Origin of the sequence: Bradyrhizobium sp. BRP20 (assembly GCF_020194215.1) — a bacterium.
Classification (GTDB): domain Bacteria; phylum Pseudomonadota; class Alphaproteobacteria; order Rhizobiales; family Xanthobacteraceae; genus Bradyrhizobium; species Bradyrhizobium yuanmingense.
In genome coordinates this window covers 1-224 of record NZ_JADYVY010000142.1, presented here as the reverse complement: position 1 = coordinate 224, position 224 = coordinate 1, and the positions used below count along the sequence as shown (strand labels likewise).

Genomic DNA, 224 nt, shown 5'->3' with positions numbered 1-224 from the left:
GAGAGCAGCAAATCGGGCTTTCAGCCGACCTTTCGTCCCGCTGCGCCAACTCACGGTTTTCCATTTGGCGCTCGCCAGCATGTGTTCTGCCGCAATCGATAAGATATCCGGCACGTGGTGCTTTCGTGGTTTCCCGCGGACTTTGGTAATCGGCCAAATGAGCTTCACATCAACCGGATACACCTTGAGGTGCCGAGGGATGCCGACGGCCCAGGCCAATCCGC

Annotated in this window: 1 protein-coding gene; it reads right to left on the bottom strand. The window is 58.0% G+C overall.

All coding sequences use genetic code 11. From position 1 onward, the window contains the following. Positions 1 to 224 (bottom strand): transposase (locus I6F33_RS38160; RefSeq protein WP_225145819.1); only part of this gene is annotated, 224 nt, incomplete at both ends.